The sequence below is a fragment of the Myxococcus sp. CA023 genome (assembly GCF_010998615.1).
Classification (GTDB): domain Bacteria; phylum Myxococcota; class Myxococcia; order Myxococcales; family Myxococcaceae; genus Myxococcus.
Genome location: NZ_JAAEAH010000016.1, coordinates 11,420 through 32,027, shown reverse-complemented (window position 1 = coordinate 32,027; position 20,608 = coordinate 11,420). Strand labels below are relative to the sequence as shown.

Sequence of the window (20,608 nt, the reverse complement as noted above, 5' to 3'; positions counted from 1 at the left end):
GATGGTGGCTATGTCAAATAAGGCATTTGTAGGCGAGCGGAGTGTTTTTCCTGCCGTGTTCGATGGCGATCTGCCCTTGGAGCTTTTTCGATGCTCGGTCGAGGATGCGATTGTTGGGTGGGATATCGAGACTTCTGGTTTGAATTGGAGGGTGGATAGGATTGGGACGTGTCAAATAATGATACCGTCTCGAGGGGCGTGTGTCGTCAGGGTGGGAGGGTGTCGGCCGGAGAATTTGATGAATTTGCTGTGTGATGGAGGGGTTCGAAAGGTCTTTCATCACGCGGCGTTTGATGTTTCGTTTATGATGAGTGAGTGGGGGGTGGTGGCTCGCGGTGCTGTGTGTACGAAGATTGGTTCAAAAATTCTTGAGGGGCCGGCGGCTGGGCATACGTTGCAGGATTTGCTGGGCAGGTACTTGGGGGTTGGTTTAAGGAAAGATGCGAATGTTCGCGTTTCGAATTGGACTTCCCGGGAGTTGACGAGGGAGCAGGTGTCGTATGCGGTTGATGATGTTGTTTTTTTGTGTCGACTGTGGGAAGTCGTGGAGGAGCGGCTTCGATTGGTTGGTCGGTTGGATTTAGCGCGGGCTGCTTTTGATTATTTGCCTGCTCAGATTCGGATTGCCCAGCTTGGATTTGGTGACGTTTTCTCTTATTGAGCTTGATGTGGTTTGGGGTGGCATGTTGGCGGCTCTTGCTAGCGGGGATGATTGAACCACAGGCGGTTCAGGCCCCGGGCTGCGGGGCTTCGACTTCCTCGGACTCCACGCCGTAGTACGCGAGGCACTCCACCTCGCGTCCGCGCACCACGCGTCGGCCGTCGAGCGGACCGCCATGCGCGGTGACGATGGTGCATTGGCCCTCGTCGCCTTCCTGGTCGAAGTAGAGCACCACCCAGTCATGGGTGGCGTTCTGCTGGTGGGCCAGCGCGGTGTTGGAGTAGAGCGCGCGGAAGTTCCATCCCTCCAGCTTTTTGCGGAGCACGGGCAGCCATGCTTCGCCAGAGGGATTGAACCGGCGCGGTGCAATCCGGCGCAGCTCGCCTGCGTCCGCGCGCCGCCGGTACTCCTCGTCCACCTGGAGCAGCACGCCCACGTCCGGCCGGGGGCCTCCATCTCGTCCTTCGTTCCGGCGCGCAGCGCTGCGCCGCTCTCTGCCCAGCCGTGCGCCCAGCAGCTCGCGCACCTGTTCGCTGCGCCGGGGGCCGAAGCCCTCCACGCGCTCCAGCCGTCCGTCGTGTGCGGCCTGCTCCAGCTCCTCCAGTGTCCGCACGCTCAGCTCGTCATGGATGCGGCGGGCCAGCTCCGCGCCAATGCCCGGCACGCTGGCCAGGAGTTGCTCCGGAGAGTGCTCTGTCTCCAGCCGCTGGAGCAGGGAAAGCTGTCCTGTGCGAATCAGCTCCGCCATCGCCGCGGCGATGCTCTTCCCCACGCCGGGGAGCTTGCGCAGCCCTGCTTCACCTTCCTCGGCCAGCAGCTCCGCCACGGGTTGAGGCCACTGCGCGATGGTGTCCGCGGCCTTCCGGTAGGCGCCGACCCGGAAGGGCATCGCGTCCTGCTCCTCCAGCAGGTCCGCGACGCGCTCCAGCGCATCCGCGACGTCAATGTTGTCCTTCCAGGCAACGCCCATGGCTGCCTTCAAGGTGGGGCGTGTCGAAGACGGTGGCCACCCCTGTCGCGCAGGTCGAGACGTGGCACCGGGCTCGACGGGCGGCCGACAAGGCGGCCGACTTGCAGCCCGCTCTCACGACAGCGGCGCTCAGCCTGGCTCGCTCGTGGAGGCGCGAGGTCCTTCAATGACGACCTTCAGGCCGCGCGGCGGGTTGGGCGCGAAGGCGAGTGAGAAGCCGACGCGGTGGCACAGCTCGCGGACGATGGACAGGCCAAGCCCGCTGCCCCGGGTTGCTCGCCGCCGCGTGGCCTGCGTACGGAACCCGCGTTCGCCCAGGCGCTCGAGCTCCTCGGCCGAGAGCCCCGGACCATCGTCGAGCACGGTGAGCCGGAAGCGCCCGGGTTCCACATCCTCCAGGACGGCCACGACGTGCCCCCCCGCCTCGCCGTGCGTGACGGCGTTGTGGAGCAGGTTGCCCAGGGCCTGCTCCAGCATCGTGGGATTGCAGCGCACCCAGAGCGCCTCGTCGGGCCGAGAGCACTCCACGGTCAGCCCAAGCAACCGCGCGAGCTGCTGGAGCCTGCGCACCACGCGCTCCACTGTCTGCCCCAGCTCCACGCGCGGGTCGCCCGCCGTCGGGTCGATGCCCTCTCCGAGCTGGCAGGCGAGGTGGAGGTTGTCCACCAGGGAGGTGAGGTAGACGGTGTCCTCGATGCCCTGGCGGAGGAGCGCCGCGGTCGGCTCGGTGGGCGTCGTCGAGGCCAGCTCCAGCGACAACTGGAGCGAGGCGATGGGGGTCTTCAGGTCGTGCGCGACGTCCGCCAGATGTCGCTCCAGCGCGTGTTTCTGGGCCTCGATGCGGGTGGCGTCCTCCTGGACACGGGCATGGGTGGTGTCGAGCACCCGGGACAGCTCGCCCAGTTCATCGTCCTGGCCATCCGCCGCGGAGCGATACCGTGTCGCCCCGAGCATCCCCGCCGCCCGGTGCAGACGGCGGAGGCGCTGGAGGAGGGGGTGGACGACGGCGAAGGTGGACAGTGTCGCCGCGAGCATCGTGAAGAGGACGGCGGACACGAGGACCCACGAGCCCACCGTGGCGCGCTCGCTCATGCGCGGCCAGCGGAACTCCAGCAGGCTGCAGGGGCCGGACTCCGCGAGTTTCAGCAGCGAGGCCCCCGCCCACGCGGAGTCCGGGCGGAAGAGCGGGAGGTAGAAGATGGAGGGCTCACGCTCGCCTTGCGCGAGCCGTGCGAGAAGCCTGGGGTCCGGACGTGCGCCGGGCGAGCCCGCCCCTATCTGGGCGAGGTCATACGCCTCCACCTCCACACCGTCCGGGCTCCGGAAGTGCCATCCCGGCGTCGTCCGACACTCCGAAGCCTGGGGCGCGAGTACGAGCGCGGCGGACATCCGTATGCCATGCGTCAGCGCGGCATCCACGCCCAGGACAATCGCGAGGACGGAGGCACCCAGCGTTCCCAGCAGGCCCAGGAGCGCCGAGGCGACGAGGATGCGTTGGGCCAGGCGGTTGCGCAGCCTCACCTTGGCTCCTCGTCGGGGACGAACCGGTAGCCAATCCCCCAGGACGTCTGGATGCGTGCGCCCGCCGGCCCCAGCTTCTTGCGGATGCGCGCGATGTGAGAGTCCACGGTCCGGTCGTCGCGCTCCTCGCTGAGCGGTAGCGCGTGCTGGGCAATCTGGGCGCGTGTCAGGGCCCGTCCCGGGCGCTCCGCGAGGTAGGCGAGCACGTCGAACTCGTGGCGCGTGAAGGGCAGGGCGCCGGTGCCTTCGCGGCTCACCTCGCGGGCGTCGAGGTCCAGGCTCACGTCGTCCCAGTGCAGCACGCGTCGCGGGCGCTCCTCCTGGAGAAGCAGCCGCGCGCGGATGCGGGCGACCAGCTCCTCCATCCAGAAGGGCTTGGGGAGATAGTCCACCGCCCCCAGTCCGAAGGAGCGTAGCCGGGCCTCCAGTTCCTGCCTCGCGGTGAGGACGATGACGGGGACACGGAGCCGGAAGCGCCAGGCTTCCAGCAACGCGAAGCCGTCCTGCCCGGGCAGGTTGAGGTCCAGCACCACCAGGTCGGGGTGCTCGCGCTCGGCCATTTCGAGCGCGAGCACGCCATCCGTGGCGAGCACCACCTGGAAGCCCGCGAGCTTCAATCCACGAACAATGCCCGCGGCGATGGGGGCATCGTCCTCAACGACCAGGATGCGCGCCGATGGGTTCATGGACACGGTCCCCAGATGGGTCTCGTCGTGTCAGCGCTGTCGCTCAGTACACCCAGGTGTAGCCGCAGCCGACAGTGGCGCTCACGCCGTCTTCTGCGAAGGTGCTGACTTCCGCGCCGAGGCACATGACGAGGCCCGCGAGGTCGAGCCTGCCACTCGTGGCGAAGGCCGTCCATTCCTTCTCGGTGATGGGCATCTTGAAGATGACCTGGGTGCTACCGCAGAACTTGCCGGCGCCGGCCCCAAGGCTGACCGCGAGCACGGGGCCGGCAAGCTTGGAGGGCATGTCCGCCCACGCGCCAAACTGGAAGTTCATCGAGATACCCTTGGTGACGCCTGCGACGCCCCCGATGCCGAAGAAGCCCCGGAGTTGCGTCTGCCCCGGGTGGTCGAAGGCGACGCCGACGCTGCCCTCGAGGCCCCCGCCGAAGGTCATGCTGCCGCCGCTGCCGATGGAGAGGGTCCCGAGCCCCTTGCTCCGGGCCTCGTTACCGGTGCGCTGGACTGACTCGTCCTGAGACAGCGAGCTGACCGTCTTGCTCGTGTCCTCGTCCTTCTTCTTCTGGGAGGACTGGCCCACGAGGAAGTCCACCTCCTTGCGGCGGGTGGGATTCGTCAGCAGCGCGTAGCCCGTCTCGGCCATGTTCTCGAGGAGGGCCAGGTGCTTGCGGTAGACGTCCTCGGCCAGCGCCTCGGCGACGTCGCTCAGCGCGTCCGTGAGGAAGCGGGTGGACAGCTCCACCACCTCGTTCCACGCGGCTTCCCCAGCAGCCAGGGACTCCGCATACGCCTGCTCCGCCAGCTTCGCGGTGTCGCGAGTGAGTGTGTCCACCTCCCGGGCGAGCTGCTCGGCCTCGCGGCTCACCTGGTTGGACACCGTGCCGGCAGTCCCTGTGACGGTATCGGCCGCCTTGTTGGCGGTGTCCACCACCGTGTTGCCCGCCTTCTTTGCCGTCTTCTTGACCTTCTTCACTGCCTTCTTGAACGACTTGCTGAGGCTCGACACGTGGGTACCCCCGGCTGAGTTGAGGGACCCACGATGCGGGAGAAGTGTTGAGGGACTGTGGAGCGCGCCTTCAGACGCCGTCCGCGACGACGGCGTCCGCTTCAATCTCCACCAGGATTTCGGGGGAGATGAGGCGGCTGACCTCCACCATCGACGTGGCGGGGCGGATGTGGGCGAAGAACTCTCCATGCGCCCGGCCGACCGCTTCCCACTGCTGGATGTCCACGACGTACATGCGCGTGCGCACCACGTCCTCCAGCCGGGCGCCCAGGGCCTCCAGGGCGGATTGGATGTTCTGGAGCGTCTGCCGGGCCTGCAGGTAGGCGTCCCCCACGCCCACGATGTTTCCCTGGGCATCGGTGGCTGTCGTCCCGGACACGGAGACGAAGGGGCCCACGCGCACGGCGCGCGAGTAGCCCACCTGGGGCTCCCACGGGGTTCCAGTGGAATGCTGGGTGCGCTTCATGGGGGCTCCGAGGGTAGGTGTGGGTCGGCAGCCTTGCATGGGGCCCTGGCCGGTTGGCAAGCGCCGCTTGCAAGCTGCAAGGAAACACCGCCCGTGATAGTTGGCCCCGGGTCATGACGAATGAGCTCCAAAGGGAGGTCGCCCGGCGGCGCACCTTCGCGATCATCTCCCACCCCGACGCGGGTAAGACGACCCTCACCGAGAAGCTGCTGCTCTACGGCGGCGCCATCCATCTGGCTGGAAGCGTGAAGGCCAAGCGGGCGCGGCGGCATGCCACGTCCGACTGGATGGAGCTGGAGAAGGAGCGCGGCATCTCCGTCACCTCGTCCGTCCTCCAGTTCAGCTACCGCGACCACTCGGTGAACCTGCTGGACACGCCGGGCCACCAGGACTTCTCCGAGGACACCTACCGCACCCTGGCCGCGGCGGACGCGGCGGTGATGCTCATCGACGCCGCCAAGGGCGTGGAGCCGCAGACCAAGAAGCTCTTCAAGGTCTGCCGCCTGCGGGGCATCCCCATCTTCACCTTCGTCAACAAGCTGGACCGCTACGGCCGCGAGCCGTTGGAGTTGATGAACGAGCTGGAGCAGGTGCTCGGCATCCGCTCCTATCCGATGAACTGGCCCATCGGCATGGGCCCGGACTTCCGCGGCGTCTATGACCGGCAGGCCCGCGTCGTCCACGTCTTCTCCACCGAAGGTTCCCACGGCGAGTCCGAGGTGTGCGAGCGCTCGGTCTCCATCGACTCGGACGAAATCAAGACGGTCCTCACCGAGACGGAGCTGGCGAAGCTGCACGAGGAGATCGAGCTGCTGGACATCGGCGGCGACGAGTTCACCCGCGAGAAGAGCGACGCGGGGCAGCTCACGCCCATGTTCTTCGGCAGCGCGATGACCAACTTCGGCGTGCGCCCGTTCCTGGATGCCTTCCTGGACCTGGCCCCCGCGCCCACGTCGCGCCTGACGACGCAGGGACCGCGCGAGCCCACCCACCCGAAGTTCGCCGGCTTCGTCTTCAAGATTCAGGCGAACATGGACCCCGCGCACCGCGACCGCATCGCCTTCATGCGCGTGGTGAGCGGCCGGTACGTGAAGGGCATGAGCGCCTTCCACTCGCGCCTGGGCAAGGACGTCCGTCTGGCCAAGCCGAGCCAGTTCATGGCCGCCGAGCGAACCTCCATCGAGGATGCGTGGCCTGGGGACGTCATCGGCCTGTTCGACCCGGGGCTGTACCGCATCGGCGACACGCTGGCGGAGGGCACCGGCGTGGAGTTCGAGGGCGTGCCGCGCTTCAGCCCGGAGTTCTTCGCCGTCGTCCGCAGCCGGGATCCGCTCCGCCGCAAGCAGATGGAGAAGGGCCTGGAGCAGCTCTCCGAGGAGGGCACGGTCCAAATCTTCCAGCAGCTGCAGATGGGCATGAAGGACCCCATCGTCGGCGTGGTGGGCGCGCTCCAGTTCGAGGTCCTCCAGTACCGCCTGGAGCACGAGTACGGCGCGAAGATCGCGCTCGACCGGCTGCCCTTCAGCCATGCGCGCTGGGTGGTGGGCGCCAACTTCGACCCGAAGGCGTTCGACTGGGAAGGCAACCGTCAGACGGTGCAGGACCGGGACGGATTGCCCCTGGTGCTCTTCCGGGATGACTGGGCGCTCCAGCACGCCGAGGACAAGCACCCGGAGCTGAAGTTCGTCTCGGAGGCCCCGCAGTTGCGGCAGGCCACCCCCTTGGCCTCGGGCGGCTGAGGCCCTCCGCCGGGTTGTACCAGCCCCTCGGCGAGTGGACTTTCGCCAGGGGCTTCATTAAGCGAAGGGGGGCTTTCCGCGTCGCACCGCAGCCGGCCCACTGCATGTCAGAGCGGCACCCCCCACCTCAAGAGGTCGTGCGTGCCTGGCGCCAACGCCAACCGCCGCGCCCATCCTCTCCCGCGCTGTTGGACCTGTTCGAGCGTGGCTTCCAGGCGCTGTGGCGCCGTGGCCGTTCGGCCCTGGGGGAGGTCACCCTGGTGGTCATCCTGGAGCGGGTGCTCCAGCGGGTGGTCCAGGCCCATCCTCACTTGTCGGCGCTCGTCGTCACATCGGAGGGTCTTCGCTTCGAGGGGCTGCATCCGGTCGTCGCTGAATTCGACCCGGAGCGGCTGGAGGAGTCGCTGGTGGTCCTGGTCGAGGAATGGCTGCTCGTCCTCGGGGCGCTGACGGGCGAGGTCCTCTCCGCCGCGCTCCGCGAGGAGCTGCTGGCCGTGGAACGCCCGGCGGTGGAAGGGACGAGGCCCCCCCGGTGAAGGCGCCGCGGAGCCCAGCGGGGGATGACTCCGCCCACCCGGACGTCCCAGCCTCCCGCCGGCGGCCCCGTCGCGCCTGGCGAAAGCGGGGGCAGGCCCGCCGCCATCTGGCGCAGCTCCATGAGGTAGGCCAGCTGCTCTGCGCTTCCGAGGGTGTCGCGGCCAGCTTTCCCGCGCTGGTGGACCGCCTTTCCCGCTGGCTGCCGGTCCGCGTCGCGCTCCTGCTGGAGGGGGTGGATGCGTCCGGAGTGTCCGTTCCGGAGCGGCCCTGTCTGATGGCGTGGCATTCGTCCGGGGGCATGGAGTCCCCTCCGTCCCAGGCCGTGGCGCATGCCGCCGCCGCGTACGCGTACCTCGTGGGCCTGGAGCGCGTAACCTTGCAAGGGCGTGACGCCATCGAGGGCGTGTTCAAGGCGGAACCGGCCCGGGTTCCCGGGATGGTCACCCTGCCGCTGGTGGCGAAGGAAGGCGTCCTGGGCGTGCTCCACGTGGAGGCGGTGGGGCTGGGGGAGGACGGGCTGGCGCTGCTGGACGCGGTGGCGAACCTTCTGGCCGTGGCCCTGCCGAAGGAGCATGTCCTGCGCCGCGAAGTTCGCCTGCGTGAGCGCGCGGAGGCGCTGTTCTTTCAGGCCCAGGAGGCCGTGCGCTGGCGCGACGAGCTGCTCACCGTCGTCTCCCATGACATCAAGACGCCGCTGCTCGCGGTGCGGATGAACGCGGAGATGATTCTGAATGCGGGCACGGCGCCGGAGAAGGAACACCGCCGGCGCCGCTACCTGGAGAACATCGTCCTCGCCGAGCAGCAGATGAGCAGCCTCATCGGCAATCTGCTGGACCGGGCGCGCCTGCGCGGCATGCCCATTCCCCTGACGCTCCAGTCCCTTCCAGTGGACGCCTTGCTGGCGCAGGCGCTGGAGGTGCTCCGGCCGCTCGCGCTGGAGAAGGGGCAGCTCCTGACGGTGGCGCTGGCGCCCGAGCTGCCGCCGGTGCTCGCCGACCGCGAGCGCATCCTCCAGGTGCTGGCCAACCTGGTGAGCAACGCCATCAAGTTCACGCCCCCCGGCGGCGCCATTGAGGTGCGGGCCCGCCTGGCAGAGGGGGCGAAGGTGTGCGTCTTCGTGAAGGACTCCGGGCCGGGCATCCCCGCCGAGGACGCACCGCACCTCTTCGAGCGCTTCTGGCGGGCCAGCCATTCACCGGGACGCGGCACGGGGCTGGGGCTGAGCATCGCCTGGAGTCTGGTGGCCGCGCACGGCGGGACGCTCAACGTGGAGAGCCACGAAGGGCAGGGGAGCACCTTCTCCTTCACCCTGCCCGTGGCCCTGCCCTGAGGCGCCGCGGCTACTTGTAGGGCAACACCGTGCCGCCGCGGAAGGCGGAGTCACGCAGCACGAGCCCTTCCTTGCAGAGCCGCGCCGTCTTGGGGCCCACGAAGAAGCCCTTGGGATCGCCCTTGCGGTACGTCTTCTTGATGTACTCCTCGACCTCGAGGAACAGGCTCCGGAACTTGTCGGGCGCCGCGTTCTTCCGGCCCGTCTGCGCGGTGATGTCCAGCTCCGCCCACATCTTGCCGCTGAGCAGCTCGCCCTCTTCGTTGGGGCGGCAGCGCTCCATGAAGATGACGGGCGAGCGCACCTCGTCGATGCGCCAGTAGCCCTTGTCCGGGCCCCGCTTCACCTTGTCGACGATGGCCGCGCCCAGCTCGGAGGCCACCATGTAGAGGTCCTCCGGGGGCAGCCGCTCCAGGTTCTCCGTGTTCGCGCGGAAGGTCTCCCAATCCTGTGGGACGCGCCGGGGGTACACCTCCAGGACGAAGCGCTCGAGGAAGCGGAAGAAGGCGAGTTCGTCGTCGGGGGACATGAAGAACTGAATGACGTTGGCCATCGCGCAGCCCTCATACTCCCGAGTGCGTCTTTCGCGATAGTGCGGCGCGAAGCGGGCTATGAATCCGGGCATGGATACCTGGCTGCTGACCCGGATGCAGGAGCTTCGCGACCTTCAGGGCCTCATCGGCCTGGCCACGTGGGACATGGAGACGTACCTGCCCTCCAAGGCCGGTCCCGCGCGCTCCCATCAGCTCTCCACCCTGCAGGGGCTGCACCACGAGCGCCTGGTGGACCCCCGGCTGGGGGAGGCCCTGGCCCAGGCCGCCTCGCAGGCGGACCTGTCCGACGACGCCCGGGCCATGGTGACGGTGCTGACGCGCGAGCGGGAGCGGGAGGTGCGCGTCCCCGCGCCCCTGGTGCGGGCGCTGGCGGGGGCCATCAGTGACGCCATCCAGGCCTGGCGGGAAGCCCGGCAGGCAAGGCGCTTCACCGTCTTCCAGCCCGCGCTCCAGCGCCTGCTGTCGCTGCGCCGGGAGCAGGCGGACGCGTATGGCCATGACGGGGAGCGTTATGACGCGCTGCTGGAAGGCCATGAGCCGGGCATGCGCGTGGCGCGCCTGACGCCGGTGCTGTCGGCGCTGCGCGAGCATCTCATCCCCATGGTGGGCAAGCTCACCGCGGTGAGCCGGCCGGTGGCGCCCTTCCTGATGGGCCGTCATTACGACAAGGACGCGCAGTGGGCCTTCACCCTGCGGCTGTTGAAGGACATCGGGTTCGACTTGGACGCGGGCCGTCAGGACCTGAGCATCCACCCCTTCACCGGAGGAACGCACCCATTGGACGTGCGGCTCACCACGCACGTGGACACGGCCACGCCGTTCCCGTCCATCTTCAGCACCATCCACGAAGCCGGCCACGGGCTGTATGAGCAGGGCTTCGCTCCCGAGCTCTACCGCACCCCACTGGCCGCCGCGCCTTCCATGGGACTGCACGAGTCGCAGTCACGCCTGTGGGAGAACATGGTGGGCCGCGGCCTACCGTTCTGGCGGCATTACTTCCCCGTGCTGCGCGCCGCCTTCCCGGAGGCGCTGTCCGGCACCGACGTGGAGACCTTCCACGCCGCGGTGAATGCGGTGGGGCCGTCGTTCATCCGCATCGAGTCGGACGAGGTGACGTACAACCTGCACATCGCCCTGCGCTACGAGCTGGAGCTGCTCTTGGTGCGCGACGAGCTGCCAGTGGATGACCTGCCCGCCGCGTGGAACGCACGCATGGAGAAGTACCTGGGCGTCACGCCGCCGGACGACACGCAGGGCGTGCTCCAGGACATCCACTGGGCCTGGGGCGAGCTGGGTTACTTCCCCACGTATTCGCTGGGCAACCTGTACGCGGCGTCGCTCTACCGCGCCGCGAAGCGCGACCTGCCGGAGTTGGAGGAGCACCTGGGGCGGGGGGAGCTGCTGCCCCTGCGTGACTGGCTGCGCACGCATGTGCACCAGCATGGCTTCCGCCACTCCGCGGAGGAGCGCGTGAAGCAGGTGACGGGGCAGGGGCTCACCGATACGGACTTCCTGGCGTACCTGAAGGAGAAGTACGGCGCGCTCTACGGTGTCTCGCTTTGAGAGGTTGAGAGAGCGTGTGTCAGTCAGGAGGTGGCATTGATGCCGCCTCGTGCCTGGTCTGTCCGTTCTGTGATAGCTGAGGAGCAACACTGCAAAGGGGGACGCAAATCAAACCTGGAAAAACCATGCTGTTGGGCTGGGGCGCGGGTGCCATCGGGGTGGGCGCCTACTTCTTCTTGACCCCGTACCTGTCGCCACCCGCGGAGCCAGGGAACATCTCGAGTCCGACGCTGGCGAAGCTGCTCAATGAGAGCATCGACGCGGCCATCGCGAGGATGAATCCCACGCATTCCCCTGGGCTGATTCCGGAAGCGGCGGCCAATTCGCGGGCGTTCCTGAAGGAAGTCTCCGAGGTGGTGGCCCGGTGCAGCAAGGGGCGCTTCGAGCCCAACCAGAAGTACAACAAGCTGGAGTATCACCTGCTCCGTGTCGACGGTGTCCGCTACGAGCCCATCTACACGGGCCTTCGGTGCCACAATGAGACGCTCATCTACCGGGCCGTCTTCAAGGATGGGCGCGTCGCGGAGGCCTTCACGGACGGGAGTGAGCGTCAGTATCCGGTCGGCCAGGTTCGCGGCGCGGTGGGCGAGTTCGGGAAGAAGGTGACCTGGTCGGACAGGGATTACCACCCGGCGCGCTATTACGTTCCGCCACCTGCGCAGCCGACTCAGAAGGACATCGCGAAGCAGTGGGAGTAGTCCGGCATGGGCACACCAGGCGTGCCCGCTCTTGCCGGAGCGGGCCGTGGTGTCGCCGTTTCAGTGCCCGCCGCCGTTCGAATCGACTGTAGCGGCGGGAGGAGCGATGGCTCAGGGGCGCTCCTCCCGCAGACAGGCGTGTGCCAGGGGTCGTGACGCGAATCGCATTCATAGACATGCATGGGCAATGTCCGCAGTGGCCTTGCGTCAAGGAATGCATGAGGTCGTCGTGACCCATCGCTAATGCGTGGCACGCCTTATTGCGTCCCAGAGCATCGGTGGTCGCTGCGAATTTAGTGGGTGTGTCAGGCTTTGCAGGGGCTGCCGTCATTGTGTGGCCGTGGGCTCGGGAGTTCCGAGCCCACGTTTGCAACGCATTGCGCGGGAATCGCACTTGTCGTATTGGACCCGCGCGGAGGGGGAACATTCATGAGAATTCTGAGTCGAGTTGGGCTGATGTGGGCGGCCTGCGCGCTGGTGGCGGCGTGCAACAGCGAGGGGCTGTCTGAGAACGCAGGTGAAACCGAGTCCGTCCGCATGGAAATCTCCCTGGCGGGGGATGTCTGCGGCGTCGTGTCCGCCGATGCCGTTGTTTCCGGCCTGGGCATGTCTGTCATCGGGCCTGTTCCGCTTCAAGTGGACGGCACGGCCATCCGGGGGCAGGTGTCCGAGGTGCCTGCGGGAGCCGGTCGGGCAGTGCGTGTGATTGCGTATAACGCGTCCATGCTGGAGGTGTACGCGGGCAGCGCTGTTGTCGACGTCGTGGCCGGCGAGGTGGTTTCGGCGAGCCTCGTGCTGCAGCGCAACCCGGTCAACTGCCCAGGCGCCACCACGGGTGGTATCGACATCTCGGGGCACCTGGAGACGGGGGAGCCCACGCCGGATGGTGGCAGTGATGGCGGCGTGGACCCGGATGCGGGCGTCGTGCTGAGCGGGGCCGCGTTCGCCTTCTCCTACCAGGACGCGACGCTGACGCGCGATGGCGTCATCCACTTCCTGGACGGCAACGCGGATCGCATCCGTCGACTCGACCTGACGACCCGGAGCTTCCTGTCCGCCTACGTCGGGACGGGCGATGCGACCTCGATGGCGGTCGCTTCGGACGGTCAGACCGCATACCTGGCCTACACGGGAGGGCGTATCGACGCGTTCACTTCGACGGAGGGTGGCACGGCCCGCTTCTTCGCCGCGGCGCCTGAGTCGGTGTCGAACATGGTGGTGGCTGACCGCTTCCTGTTCACCATCGATGGTTCCGGGGCCTGGGATACGCACGCACTCTATCAGCGGTCCACGGGGGCGCGGGTCGCAGCGGTGGACTGGCGGGATACGGCGGTGAGCCTGGTGTTCTCGGAGGCGAACGACACCATCTACTTCGCCAACAGTTTCGTGTCGCCGCAGGACCTGAACCGGGTGCAGGTGAACATGGAGGCAGGCACGCTGGGCGCTGAAATCGACTCGCCCTATCACGGTGCCTATAACCTGCAGGCGCCGCTGCGGCTGTGGCCGGATGGCTCCGCCGTCGTGACGGGGAGCGGACTGCTCTTCAACACGACGGACCTGACGTATCGCACCAGCATCGGACTGTCGTTCGTGGACATCGCCTTCCACGGTGAGCGGCTCTACCTCATCGACACGGTGGGGGACAGGACGCAACTTCGGGTGCTCAACCACCAGTTCGACATCCTCTCGGCGGCGTACTACCCGGGCAAGGCACAGCGGGTCTTCGTCCACAACGATCAACTGGTGCTGCTCACGGCCACGGGGAGCAGCGGCTTCCAGGCGCGTCTGCTGGACCTGTAGTCCCGGCGTCATCTTGACCGCTGGAACGTGATTCCGGGGCGCGGGAGGAGAATCAGTCCTCTCGCGCCCCATGTACATGACGCTGGCCGCGCATCGAGTCCGGGGGCATCGGTGGCGCTGTTGCCCGTCATGCTAGAACGCGAAACATCATCGGGGGTTGCATGCACGCGCTCGTACTGGCCCTGTTCTTCGTCTTCCAGGCTCCTGGCACGGAGCAGAAGGCGCCCGAACTCTTCCCATTTAGCGAGGAACTCGAGACTGTCTATGACTCGGCGTTCGAGGTCGCGCAGAGCGCGTCTCCCGCCGATGCAGGGCCAGCCATCGAGCGGCTCCTGAAAGAGGCCGCAGATAATCCTCGCGTCTCCCGGCTCGCGGGAAAGTACTACTTCAACCTCGGGCAGCTCGACGATGCCGAGAGGTACTTGAAGCTCGCCCTGGAACAGGGAATCGACGGACCGCGCAGGGGAGATGTCCTGAGCGCATTGGGGGCTATCAAGCTTCGGAAGGAGCGGCCTGTCGAGGCGCAGGAGCTCCTGAACGCCGCCCTCGAAATCTGGCCCGATGATGTCGTGGCGCACCACCAGTTGTGGCTGCTCTACATGAAGCGCCAGCAGGTTTCCGTCGCGCTGAGACACGCGCGACGGTTGGTGGAGCTCGCGCCGGACGCGCCCATGTCGCACATGGCGCTGAGTGCGGCGTTGGCCGAAACGGGAGCACTGGAAGAGGCGCTGGAGGCGGTCGAGCGTGCGAAGGAGCTGGGAGCGGAGCCCAGCCCGTTCATGTCCGCCATCGAGGAAGAGGTGTCGCGGCAGCGCTGGATGCATCGCATCTGGCAGATCCCGCTGGGGATGGCGCTGTTCCTGGGGGGCGCGCTGCTGTTCTCGTGGGGCGCGGGGCTCGCGCTCTCGAAGCTGCAATTGGGCCAGCTCCAGTCGGACAATCTCCACTTGCTGCGCGCGGAGCAGACGCACCAGGAGCGCCGGGTGGACCGGCTTTATGCCGCCGTCCTGTGGTTCGCTTCACTCCTGTTCTATGTGTCCGTGCCGATGATGCTGGTGCTGACGGTGGCCATCGCTGGCGGCGTGTTGCTGCTGGTGTTCATGATGCCCGTCGTCCCCGTGAAGCTGCTCGTCGTCATCGGGGTGATTGGCCTGGGCGGCTTGTTCGCCATCCTTCGCGGCGTGTTCACCAGCCCCGAGCAGGGCGAAGAGGGCCGGGAGCTCGCCGTCTCGGAGGCTCCCGCCTTGTTCAGGGCCCTGGAGGAGGTGGCGGACGTCGCGAAGTCCCGCAAGGTGGACCGCGTCCTGGTCGACGCGGGCACGGGGATTGGCGTGCGGGAGGCGGGCGGCCGGTTCCGGGTGCTGCTGGGACGTGGCGAGCGCATCCTGCATCTGGGGCTTGGTGCGATGCGCGGCCTCACGGTGACGGAACTGAAGTCCATCCTCGCGCACGAGTACGGGCACTTCTCGCACGGCGAGACGCGCCTGACGCCCGTCATCTCGCGCATCCAGACGCAGGTCATCCAGGTCATCCAGAGCATCTTTTCCATGGGAGGAGGCAACCTCAATCCAGTGGGCTGGTTCCTGCGTGCCTACTTCTTTGTCTATCTGCGCATCACCGCCGGCCATGGGCGCCGCCGGGAGTTGCTGGCGGACCGTGTCTCCGCGCTCGCGTACGGCGGCGACGCCTTCGGCGCGGCGCTGTCGAAGGTGGTGGAGAACAGCGACGCCTATGACCGGGGCATCGTCGTCGCGCTCCGGCTTCGCGAGGCCGGCCGGCCCACGCGGGACCTGTTCCGCACCGTGGACTCGGTCGCGCTGAACACGCCCCCGGTGCTCCAGTCGCTCATCCGGGAGGAGCTGTTTTCCCGGCCCGTGGATGCCTATGACTCGCATCCGCCTCCGACGGAGCGCGTCGCACGGGTCGCGGGCATTCCGGGGCAGCGTCCCGAGGAGCGCGAGCCGGCGCTGAGCCTGTTCGCGAACCCCGCGGCGCTCGCCGCCGAACTGGGAGGCAAGGTTTTGGACGATCTCGACAGCAGACTCCAAGCGCGGGGGTATGAGGCGCCGGCGCCCCTGGTCGCGACGGACGAGGAGCAGGACCGGCTCGCGAGGGCCATCGTCCTGCAGAGCTCCGCGTTCGATTTGAAGGAGCGCAACCACACGGATGCGTATTCACTGCTCCAGGAGTCCCTGGTGCGGTTGGAGCAGGCAGCGGGAGCGCAGGACCCATACCTGGTGCCGCAGCTCGTGGAGTTGGCCCGCCTCCACGTCCAACATGACGCTCCCGAAGCGGCGCGGCGCGTGCTCCAGCGCGCCATCGACATCGTCCAGGCTCAGCCGGGCCACGAGCAGGAACAGGTCGACGCGCTCAACGAGATGCTGTCTGAGATTCCCGTCCAGCAGGCGGCGTGAGCGCCCCCGCGACTGCGCGTGGGCGACGGTATTCAGAAGTCGAGCAGCCAGAGGGCGGACGTCCATGGGTCTACCCCACGAATGTTTGCCTATAGGCTGCGTCGGCCAATATACTCGCGACAGCACTCGGGTCGGCGCGTGCGCCCGTGAGGATGGCATTGATGTCTGCACGCCTGATGATGTCTGTTCTGCTGTTCAGCCTGTTGCTGCCTGGCATCGCGAGGTCAGAGGCACCGTCGTCGCCGAGGTGGGGCGTCTTGCTCTCCGGCGGCGGAGGACTCTTCGCAGGTAGAAATAGCGCCAATCGAGGTGGGCTCCTGAGCGCCCACCTGCTCCTGGTGACTCCCCTCGATTTGGAAGTCGGCCTCGCGTTGCAGTGGGGCCGGACCTTCAACACGTCCCCTGCCGCGGATCTGGACGACGGGTCTCCTGGGAACGCCGAAATCCGACAGCATCCTTGGGGCGCCTTCCGGGGCATTGCCGCGGAGGCGCGCTACCGCTTCTTGCGGGACAGGCGTGTGTCACCCTGGGTGGCGCTTCGCGTGGGGCGAAGCACCTCCACCAATATCGATACAGATGCCTTTGTTCCGCGCCTGTACACCGGTTCGCATCTCGCACTGGCCGCGGGGGCCGGGATGGACGTCCGCATCCATGGTCCGCTGGGCGTCACCCTGGGTGGCTATTACCAGCGCTGCGACATCAACAAGGCGCCTGCGGACAACATCTGTACAGGCGCGGGCCCTACGCTGGTGCTCAGTCCGCACCTGCGCTTCTGACTCAGGCGAACAGCAGGGGCCTGCACGCGCGGGCCAATTGCAGCGCGTCCCGCGCGAGCGTGTACGAATCGCGGTCCTCCGCGTCCAGCCACGCGGTCCGGGCTACCAGGTTGGCCAGGTCGAAGCACAGGCTCGCGGTGCGCCGGGCGAGCCGGCTCTCCTTCTGGAGCGCGCGTGCATTCAGTTCGCACAGTTCAGCACACTGTCGAAGCAGGCGTACCACCTCGCCGGACAGCGGCTCCCCTCGGGCGACCCGGCGGGCCATGCCCTCTTCGCAGGAAACCTGACACTGGAGGCTCGCGGCGATGCACCGGGACACATCCGCGTGCGCACCACCGATTCTTGCTGCCAGCATCGAGACCTCCTCCATCCAGAGCGACGACAAAGTTATGCACGAGGCGTCTGACGGCAACCTGAAGTGGGGGGCCCCGCGGTACGTGCTAATCGATGGGACATGCCCAAGCTCACCCTCGTTCCTCCCGAAATCGAGGCGTACGCGGACTCGCACACCACTGCACCCGCGCCCCTCCTCGAAGAGCTACGTGACGTCACGTACTCGCGGATGTCCTCCCCCAACATGCAGGTCGGGTCCGTGGAAGGCACCTTCCTGCGCATGCTCGTCGCGCTCACCGGCGCGCGGCGCGTGTTGGAAATCGGCACCTTCACCGGGTACTCGGCGCTGATGATGGCGGAAGCGCTCCCGGATGATGGGGCGCTCATCACCTGCGACATCAACCCCGAGGCCACCGATGTGGCGCGCGCCTTCTTCCTGCGCAGTCCGCATGGACGGAAAATCGACCTGCGCATGGGGCCGGCGCTGGACACCCTGAAGACGCTCCAGGGGCCATTCGACCTGGCGTTCATCGACGCGGACAAGCCGAGCTACGCCGCCTACTGGGACGCGGTGTTGCCGCTGCTGCGGCCGGGCGGGCTCATCATCGCGGACAACGTGCTGTGGTCGGGCCGGGTGCTCCAGCCGGAGGGCCCCAGTGACCATGCGATTGTCGACTTCAACGCGAAGGTGGCGGCGGACCCTCGCGTGGAGCACGTGCTGCTCACGGTGCGTGACGGGATGATGCTCGCGCGCAAGCGCTGACGTCAGTAGCGGCGCAGGAAGCGTTCCAGTCCGGGGCGCAGGGCTTCGCGCTGGGCGATGCACAGGTCCACGCGCTCCAGCGCCTGCGCCAGGGCGCGCTCACCCCCTTCGAAGGTGGGCGCGTAGGGCGCGAAGAAGGCCGCGAACCGCGCGCGGTGTTCGGCGTCGCAGAAGAACCCGCCGGTGCCCAGCAGCCAGGGCGCGATGTCCCGCGGCAGCCGCTCCCGGAGCGTCTCGAAGTGCTCGCGCAGGAAGTCGAACGCACCCGCGCGGGTGGGCTGCTCCTCCAACTGCCGGAAGAGGATGGGCAGGGCCTCGCGCGTGTCCACGTCCGGCGCCAGCAGCAGGGCCCGGCTGGCGCTGGCGAGCGCGGCATCCTGGAAGCCTCCCAGGGCGCTGAAGAGCAGGTCGCGCTCGCGGTTCTCCGTGGTGGTGCTCAGGGCTTCGAGCATGCGCTGGTGGAGGACGGCATCCCCCGACACCGCGGCGGCGCCCAGCACGCCTTGCGCCGCGTCCATGGACAGGGAGCTCCGGTCGTCCAGCCAGCGCAGCGCGAGCTTCCGGGCCTCCGTTCGCAGGAGGGCGTCCTCGCCGGACTGGGCCACCATCCACACCAGCCGGGGCCGCAGCATGCGCACGTCGTCGCTTTCGCCCGGGCGCGGCACGAAGCCCAACTGGCGAGCCTGACCGCCAAAGAGGCCACGGACGAAGCGCGCGCGGCTCGGCCACGCGGCTCGCGGGACGAAGTCATCCCGCACGCTGGCGACCAGGGCCGCCGCGCCCATGACGAGGTCCGGGTCGTCCGCTCGCAGCAGGCGCGTGGCCAGTGTCAGGGCCTGGGCCACGTCCAGCTCGCCACTGGCCACCAGGGCCTCGGCGTCATCCAGCAGGACGCGGCGCTCGGCGATGCTGAGCCCCCGGCCCCCCTGCCGCGTCAGCCGCTCCAGCGCGTCACCGCGCAGCAGCGCGTGGTAGTAGCCGCGGCCTTCCGCGTTGGGGTGGACCCAGTCCGGGCAGGCCTTCGCGCCATTCAGGGACAGCGTGCCCGTGGACTCCGAGAGCACCGTGCAGGCGCGGCCCTCCGTGCCCCCGGCGGCGTAGCGCACGCACACCGGCACCTGCCACACCTGTTCCTCGCCGCGTCCGCCCGGCGAGCCCAGAGGGAGATAGCGCCGCTGCTCCAGGGCCAGCCGGGGCGGCCCCTCCTTGGGGCACTCCAGCGTCATGGCGACGCGCGGCGCGCCCGGCTGGTCCAGGAAGGAGGAGAAGGCGGGCGCCACGTCCTTGCCGGTGGTTTGGGTGAGGGCTTCGAAGAAGTCCGCGGTGGTGGCGGTGCCCCTCGCGTGGGTGTCCAGGTAGTGCCGCACGCCTTGCTGGAAGGCGTCGGGGCCCACCCAGGACTCGAACATGGCCAGCACCGCGGCGCCCTTGTTGTAGGTGATGCCGTCGAAGGCGGAGTGGACGTCTCCCGGTGCAGCGATGGGCTGCCGGACACTGCGCGCGCTGACGAGCCGGTCCTCCACCAGGGCATCACCCCGCGCCTCCACGCGGCGCACGTCACCGCGCCATTCGGGCTTCCACTGCGCCACGACTTTGTAGGCGAGCCAGTCCGCGAAGGACTCGTTGAGCCAGAGGTCGTCCCACCACGCAGGCGTCACGAGGTTGCCGAACCACTGATGCGCCAGTTCGTGCGCCTGCGTCAGCGCGAAGTAGCGCTGGCGCCACAGGGAGTCCCCCTCCACGGGGCCCAGCATGAGGGGGGCGCTGAAGGTGATGAGGCCGGGGTGCTCCATGGCGCCGCCCTGCGTGCCGGGAAGGGCCAGCACGTCCAGCTTCGCGTAGGGGTAGGGCGTGCCGAACCACGTCTCCAACTGCTCCAGCAGCGGGGGCGTGGCCTGCGCGGCCCAGGCCGTCTCCGCGGCGCGGCCCTGCGGCACCAGCATCCGCACCGGCACCCGGTGTTGGCCCGCGACGCCCACGTCCACGGCTTGAAAGGGGCCCACCGCGAAGGCGACCAGGTACGAGGGCAGCGGGGGCGTTGTCTGGAAGCGCACCGTCTTCCATCCATCCGGGCCGTGCGTCTCGGCCTCCACCGGTGAATTGGCGAAGGCGCCGTCCTCCTCGCGCACGCGCAGGGTGAGCCGCCAGGGAATCTTGAAGGCGGGCTCGTCGAAGCAGGGGAAGGCGCGCCGCGCGGCCAGCGGCTGGAACTGAGTCATCGTGTACCAGCGCCCCGCGTCTTGTTCGCGGTAGACGCCAGAGCTCTCCCGGGCACGCGCCCGGCCCGTGTACGCCACGCGCAGGATGACGGTGCCGGGGCCCACCGCCTCACGCGGGAGGAAGACGAGCATGTCGCCGATGGGCAGCGTGGACGTCTTGACCCGCGCGCCCGCCACGATGAAGGCCGCGTCCTTCACGGAGAGCTCCTTCCCGTGCAGCCACACCTCGTGCGTGGCCTGAGGCAGCTCGATTTCGATGTCCGTCGTCCCGCTGAACATTTCCCGCCGCGGGTCCACCTCCAGCGTCACCGTCTGCCGCACGGGTCGCACGGCCGGAGACAGCCGCAGGCCCGGCGGGGTGAGGACGGGGGCCTCCTCCTCGGGTGTCACGGCCTGCGTGACAGGGCGAGCGGGAGCGGGCGGAGTGGGGGCGGGCTGGGGCCGCGAGCCCGCACAGGCGCCGAGGCAGAGGACGAGCAGCGGATAGATGAAGTGTCGGCACCGCACCGGGAGCATCTCCATCCGCGGCGGGAAGGGGCGCGCGGGCGGACATTCTCCATGACTGGCGCCAG

The 20,608-nt window shown here is 68.2% G+C and carries 18 protein-coding genes; 10 read left to right on the top strand and 8 right to left on the bottom strand.

Features of this window, described 5'->3' with window-relative positions; genetic code table 11:
- The first annotated feature begins 1 nt into the window (after position 1).
- Complete coding sequence (locus tag F8M74_RS09325) at positions 2-661, top strand: hypothetical protein (protein WP_141258888.1); 660 nt, start codon at positions 2-4, stop codon at positions 659-661.
- 67 nt (positions 662-728) lie between these two features.
- Here the strand turns inward: F8M74_RS09325 and F8M74_RS09320 are convergent, their stop codons facing one another.
- The 5 genes from F8M74_RS09320 to F8M74_RS09300 form a co-directional block, all read right to left on the bottom strand.
- Positions 729-1,631, bottom strand: a complete 903-nt coding sequence (locus F8M74_RS09320; protein ID WP_171410281.1) for a helix-hairpin-helix domain-containing protein — start codon at positions 1,629-1,631, stop codon at positions 729-731.
- 129 nt (positions 1,632-1,760) lie between these two features.
- The gene (locus F8M74_RS09315) at positions 1,761-3,152 is read right to left on the bottom strand and encodes a cell wall metabolism sensor histidine kinase WalK (RefSeq protein ID WP_141258886.1); all 1,392 of its coding nucleotides are present in this window, start codon (positions 3,150-3,152) and stop codon (positions 1,761-1,763) included.
- Complete coding sequence (locus F8M74_RS09310) at positions 3,149-3,838, bottom strand: response regulator transcription factor (protein ID WP_216620072.1); 690 nt, start codon at positions 3,836-3,838, stop codon at positions 3,149-3,151. Before F8M74_RS09310 ends, F8M74_RS09315 begins: the two co-directional genes overlap by 4 nt.
- A gap of 43 nt (positions 3,839-3,881) precedes the next feature.
- The gene (locus tag F8M74_RS09305; RefSeq protein WP_141258884.1) at positions 3,882-4,844 is read right to left on the bottom strand and encodes a hypothetical protein; all 963 of its coding nucleotides are present in this window, start codon (positions 4,842-4,844) and stop codon (positions 3,882-3,884) included.
- Between the two features lie 70 nt (positions 4,845-4,914).
- Positions 4,915-5,310, bottom strand: a complete 396-nt coding sequence (locus F8M74_RS09300) for a RidA family protein (protein WP_090492221.1) — start codon at positions 5,308-5,310, stop codon at positions 4,915-4,917.
- 113 nt (positions 5,311-5,423) lie between these two features.
- Between F8M74_RS09300 and F8M74_RS09295 the strand changes: the two genes are divergently transcribed.
- From F8M74_RS09295 to F8M74_RS09285, 3 genes are all read left to right on the top strand, one after another.
- The gene (locus tag F8M74_RS09295; RefSeq protein ID WP_141258883.1) at positions 5,424-7,049 is read left to right on the top strand and encodes a peptide chain release factor 3; all 1,626 of its coding nucleotides are present in this window, start codon (positions 5,424-5,426) and stop codon (positions 7,047-7,049) included.
- A 137-nt stretch (positions 7,050-7,186) separates the two neighbouring features.
- The gene (locus F8M74_RS09290) at positions 7,187-7,585 is read left to right on the top strand and encodes a hypothetical protein (RefSeq protein ID WP_228560669.1); all 399 of its coding nucleotides are present in this window, start codon (positions 7,187-7,189) and stop codon (positions 7,583-7,585) included.
- Positions 7,582-8,916: a cell wall metabolism sensor histidine kinase WalK gene (locus tag F8M74_RS09285; protein WP_141279751.1), complete on the top strand. Its 1,335-nt coding sequence runs from the start codon at positions 7,582-7,584 to the stop codon at positions 8,914-8,916. Before F8M74_RS09290 ends, F8M74_RS09285 begins: the two co-directional genes overlap by 4 nt.
- 10 nt (positions 8,917-8,926) lie before the next feature.
- Here the strand turns inward: F8M74_RS09285 and F8M74_RS09280 are convergent, their stop codons facing one another.
- Positions 8,927-9,469, bottom strand: coding sequence for a hypothetical protein (locus tag F8M74_RS09280; protein ID WP_171410490.1), 543 nt, complete (start codon positions 9,467-9,469; stop codon positions 8,927-8,929).
- Between the two features lie 70 nt (positions 9,470-9,539).
- On the opposite strand from F8M74_RS09280, the gene F8M74_RS09275 reads away from it, so the two are divergent.
- From F8M74_RS09275 to F8M74_RS09255, 5 genes are all read left to right on the top strand, one after another.
- Positions 9,540-11,033 (top strand): carboxypeptidase M32, encoded by a 1,494-nt coding sequence (locus tag F8M74_RS09275; RefSeq protein WP_228560667.1) that lies wholly within the window; start codon positions 9,540-9,542, stop codon positions 11,031-11,033.
- Between the two features lie 125 nt (positions 11,034-11,158).
- Entirely contained in the window at positions 11,159-11,731 is a 573-nt protein-coding gene (locus F8M74_RS09270) for a hypothetical protein (RefSeq protein WP_141258696.1), read from the top strand.
- Between the two features lie 429 nt (positions 11,732-12,160).
- Positions 12,161-13,531: a hypothetical protein gene (locus tag F8M74_RS09265; protein WP_228560665.1), complete on the top strand. Its 1,371-nt coding sequence runs from the start codon at positions 12,161-12,163 to the stop codon at positions 13,529-13,531.
- Between the two features lie 161 nt (positions 13,532-13,692).
- Entirely contained in the window at positions 13,693-15,945 is a 2,253-nt protein-coding gene (locus F8M74_RS09260) for a M48 family metallopeptidase (protein WP_141258695.1), read from the top strand.
- Positions 15,946-16,106: 161 nt separating this feature from the next.
- Complete coding sequence (locus F8M74_RS09255; RefSeq protein WP_141258694.1) at positions 16,107-16,721, top strand: hypothetical protein; 615 nt, start codon at positions 16,107-16,109, stop codon at positions 16,719-16,721.
- Between the two features lies 1 nt (position 16,722).
- Here F8M74_RS09255 and F8M74_RS09250 read toward each other — a convergent pair whose 3' ends face one another.
- On the bottom strand, positions 16,723-17,076 hold the full coding sequence (locus F8M74_RS09250; RefSeq protein ID WP_225888113.1) for a hypothetical protein: 354 nt from the start codon (positions 17,074-17,076) through the stop codon (positions 16,723-16,725).
- A 99-nt stretch (positions 17,077-17,175) separates the two neighbouring features.
- Between F8M74_RS09250 and F8M74_RS09245 the strand changes: the two genes are divergently transcribed.
- Positions 17,176-17,817, top strand: coding sequence for a class I SAM-dependent methyltransferase (locus F8M74_RS09245; RefSeq protein ID WP_141258693.1), 642 nt, complete (start codon positions 17,176-17,178; stop codon positions 17,815-17,817).
- A gap of 2 nt (positions 17,818-17,819) precedes the next feature.
- Here F8M74_RS09245 and F8M74_RS09240 read toward each other — a convergent pair whose 3' ends face one another.
- Positions 17,820-20,552 carry a M1 family metallopeptidase gene (locus F8M74_RS09240; protein WP_228560663.1) on the bottom strand — a complete coding sequence of 911 codons (2,733 nt, stop codon included), beginning with the start codon at positions 20,550-20,552 and terminating at the stop codon, positions 17,820-17,822.
- Positions 20,553-20,608: the final 56 nt, after the last annotated feature.